Source organism: Noviherbaspirillum sp. (assembly GCF_036846085.1).
Taxonomy (GTDB): Bacteria; Pseudomonadota; Gammaproteobacteria; order Burkholderiales; family Burkholderiaceae_D; genus Noviherbaspirillum.
In genome coordinates, this window is the sequence record NZ_DAIUCO010000359.1 from 1 (window position 1) to 4014 (window position 4014).

A 4014-nucleotide genomic window follows, 5' to 3' on the forward strand; every position below is an offset into this window, starting at 1 on the left:
CGTCGTGGACTCCTATGTGGACCATGCGGCCGGCGTGATGGAGAAGAATGGCGACGGCAAGGTCGCGATTACTCGCATCACGCTGAGGCCGCAAATCACCTTCGCCGGCGAACGGCAGCCGACCGCGCAGGAACTGGAGGCATTGCATCATGATTCCCATGAAAACTGCTTTATCGCCAACTCGCTCAAGTCGGACATCGCCATTGAGCCACCCGAAGGATAAGCATGTACTTGCCGCCGTATTTTGAAGAGCAGCGCCCCGATGCATTGCAAAAGCTCATGCGGGAGCACCCGCTCGGCATGCTGGTCACGCTCGATCCGGGCGGGTTGAATGCCAATCCGATTCCCTTCCTGTACGATCCCGCACCCGCGCCGTTCGGGACGCTGCGCGCCCACGTCGCTCGCAGCAATCCGGTGTGGAAGACATTTTCGCGCGACGTCGATGCGCTGGTGTTGTTCCAGGGGCCGCAGGCCTATGTGTCGCCGTCGTGGTATGCAAGCAAGAAGGAGCACGGCAAGGTGGTGCCGACATGGAATTACATGGTGGTGCAGGCGACCGGTCCATTGCGGGTGATCGAGGATGCGGCGTGGTTGCAGGGCTTGCTGGCACAGTTGACGGACCGGCACGAGGCTGGCCATCAGGCGCCGTGGAAGCTTGATGATGCGCCGGCGGATTACATCGCGAAGTTGCTGGATGCGATTGTCGGACTGGAGATACCGGTGGCCGGGTTAACTGGGAAGTGGAAGGTGAGCCAGAACCGGTCGGCGGCGGACAGGGCGGGGGTAGCGCAGGGGCTTGCGGCACTTGGCGGGTCGGATGCGTTGGGAATGGCTGCGGAGGTTGCGGGGTGGGAGAAGCAGAGATAGCAGGCTGTATTTGATCAAGCTCCTGCAGGTTTCCTCCCACTCGCAGGGGAACGGGGGCGCAGGGATGTCGTGCATCATGCTGCACTCGCGGGCAGGCGACATGTCGCCTATCCTCCTCGCTACGTCTTGCAAATGTTGATGCTTTTTGCAAGTAGGGTGGATAGGTTGAGCTACTACATTTGATGCCTCAACCTCACCACCCCTACGCGGGCCGCCCCATCCCAACCAAGAGGATTGCGCATACGCACAATCCGTTCCGCAGGCGTGGGGCATTGCCCCACGAAACCCCTGCTACACCCCCCTGAAAGGGGGAAGGAGCCTTACGGGGGAAATTCTCGTGTTGCTTATAGCGCAAACGCCGTTACATTCATAAGAACGTTACGGCTTCGCCGCTTTACCGTCACCGCAACCCATCCACAATCTTCTCCAGCTTCACCGCATCGGCACAGAACTGCCGTATTCCTTCCGCTAGTTTTTCCGTTCCCATCGCGTCATCGTTTAGCATCAAGCGGAACCGGTTTTCATCCAGCGCCAGCTTCTGCAGATCCGTCGCGCGCGCTTCCTCGACGTTCAGTTTTCGCGTCACCGGCGCATCGCTTTCAGCCAGTTTCTGCAACAGCTCGGGGCTGATGGTCAGCAGGTCGCAACCGGCCAGTTCCACGATCTGCGAGGTATTGCGGAAACTTGCGCCCATGACCTCGGTGTCGTATCCGAACTTGCGGTAATAGTCATAGATGCGCTTGACCGATTGCACGCCCGGGTCGTCGGCGCCTGTGTAATCCTGGCCGGTGGATTTCTTGTACCAGTCGTAGATGCGGCCAACGAAAGGCGAGATAAGTTGCACATTCGCCTCGGCGCAGGCGACCGCTTGTGGCAAGGAAAACAGCAGCGTCATGTTGCAGCGGATGCCGTCCTTCTCCAGCACCTCGGCGGCGCGGATGCCTTCCCAGGTGGAGGCGATCTTGATCAGGATGCGTTCGCGGGCGATGCCTGCCGCTTCATAGAGCGCGATCAGGCTGCGGCCCTTCTCGATGGTTGCCTTGGTGTCGAAGGACAACCGGGCATCGGTCTCGGTCGATACGCGGCCCGGAATGATTTTCAGGATCTCGACGCCGAACGCCACCAGCAGGCGGTCAATGACCTCATCGCGGGTCTTGCCGCCGTGGTCGCGCACGGTCTTTTCCAGCAGCGGCTTGTACTCGTCCTTCTGTACCGCCTTCAGGATCAACGAAGGATTGGTGGTGGCGTCCTGCGGCGCAAAAGCCTGGATCGCCTGGAAATCGCCGGTATCGGCAACGATGGTGGTGTATTGCTTAAGTTGTTCGAGCTGGTTCATGGAATGGTCCCGGTGTGGGCATCAAAATGCAAACGAGTGCAAATGATAGCCGGATTGGTCAGCTTTTCGGCGTCTGCCTGAGAAAGGAATCGAATTGCAGGTCGAACTTTTGCAGCGACTTTTGTGCATTTTGCATTTTCTTGCGGAATTCCGGTCCGCGTTTCAACGCCAGTCCCACCGCAAGGATGTCGATCACGACGAGGTGCGCCAGGCGTGCGGAGATCGGCGTGTAGGGATCGGTATCGGCACCGAGATCGATCGGCACGACCAGTGTCGCGATGTCTGCCAATGGCGTGCCGCTTGGCGCCAGGGCGATCACGTCGGCGCCGGCCTTGCGTGCCAGCCCGGCGCTGCGCAGTAAGGCATTGCTGTTCCCGCGCTGGGAAATGGCGACTACGGCATCTCCCTTGCGCAGCAGCGATGCGGCGATGCTATGAATATGCGGATCGGAATAGGCGACGGTCGGGACGCCCGACCGGAAAAACTTGTGTTGCGCATCGGCGGCGATGATGCCTGACGTGCCCTGGCCGTAGAACTCGATCTTGTTTGCCTTCGATAACAGGTCGAGCGCTTTCTCGATGACGGCGGCGTCCAGGTGGTTGCGCAAATCGAGCAGAGTATTGATCGACCTGCTGCAGATCTTGCCGACGAGGTCGGCGGCGAGGTCGCCGTGCAGCGGCGGTTCGTCCGTCCGGGGCAATGCGACCGCGAGGCCCTGCGCCAGCTTGAGCTTGAAATCCTGCCAGCCATCGTAGCCCAGCGCGCGGCAGAAGCGCACGACCGTTGGCTCCGATACCTGTGCAGATTTTGCCAGCGCGGTAATGTTTTCAGAGAGCGCAAGCTGGGGGCTCTTCAGTACCGCCTGTGCGACTTTCTGTTCCGATTTCGACAGCGAATCGAAACGGGTGCGTATGGCGTCGAGCAGCATGGCGTCCTGGGCGTACTGCCGCTTATTGCGCTGCCCGGGCGCGGGCGATCAGTGCATTGGTCGATGCGTCGTGGGCATCCGGGCGCGTCTCGCCGGCCAGTTCCGCTTCAATATTCTTGGCTAGTACCTTGCCCAATTCCACGCCCCACTGGTCGAAGCTGTTTACGCCCCACAGCACACCCTGTACGAACACCTTGTGTTCATACAGGGCGATCAATGCGCCGAGCGTGGCGGGCGCAAGCGTGTCCATCAGGATGGTGTTGCTCGGGCGGTTGCCGGGGAAGGTGCGATGCGGGAGCAGGGCTTCGATCTGTTCGTTCGTCGCGTTTGCCGCCTGCATCTCGGCACGCACCTCCTCGGCCGGCTTGCCCTTCATGAAGGCTTCGGACTGAGCGAAGCAATTTGCCAGAAGCACCTGGTGATGGCCGGGCAAGCCGTGCGCCGGCTTCAGCGCCGTAATAAAGTCGACCGGCGTGATGTCGGTACCCTGGTGCAGCAACTGGAAATAGGCATGCTGACCGTTGGTGCCTACATCGCCCCAGATCAGCAGGCCGGTGGCCAGATCGACCGGGCTGCCGTCCGCCATCACCCGCTTGCCGTTGCTCTCCATATCCAGCTGCTGCAGGTAGGCCGGAAAGCGGCCGAGGTCCTGGTGATAAGGGGCAATCGACAGCGAGCCGTAGCCGAAGAAATTGCGGTACCAGACACCGAGCAGCGCCATCAGCACCGGCATGTTGCGTTTTAGCGGCGCAGTGCGGAAATGCTGGTCCATCGCGTAAGCGCCGGCAAGGAATTCGCTGAAACCGTCGAAGCCGATGGCGAGTGCGACCGGCAGGCCAATCGCCGACCAGATGGAATAGCGACCGCCGACCCAGTCCCAGAA

The 4014-nt window shown here is 60.6% G+C and carries 4 protein-coding genes and 1 pseudogene; 2 read left to right on the forward strand and 3 right to left on the reverse strand.

The features are described 5' to 3' along the window. Positions 1–223 (forward strand): OsmC family protein (locus V7080_RS24550; protein ID WP_334191001.1); only part of this gene is annotated, 223 nt, incomplete at its 5' end. Positions 224–225: 2 nt separating this feature from the next. Then, positions 226–867 (forward strand): FMN-binding negative transcriptional regulator, encoded by a 642-nt coding sequence (locus tag V7080_RS24555; RefSeq protein ID WP_334191002.1) that lies wholly within the window; start codon positions 226–228, stop codon positions 865–867. Positions 868–1267: 400 nt separating this feature from the next. Here the strand turns inward: V7080_RS24555 and tal are convergent, their stop codons facing one another. The 3 genes and pseudogenes from tal to V7080_RS24570 form a co-directional block, all read right to left on the reverse strand. Then, positions 1268–2203, reverse strand: coding sequence for a transaldolase (gene tal, locus V7080_RS24560; RefSeq protein ID WP_334191003.1), 936 nt, complete (start codon positions 2201–2203; stop codon positions 1268–1270). Between the two features lie 58 nt (positions 2204–2261). Further along, positions 2262–3131 carry an SIS domain-containing protein gene (locus V7080_RS24565; protein WP_334191004.1) on the reverse strand — a complete coding sequence of 290 codons (870 nt, stop codon included), beginning with the start codon at positions 3129–3131 and terminating at the stop codon, positions 2262–2264. Between the two features lie 22 nt (positions 3132–3153). Then, a pseudogene (locus V7080_RS24570) lies at positions 3154–4014 on the reverse strand (glucose-6-phosphate isomerase); the annotation flags it as partial.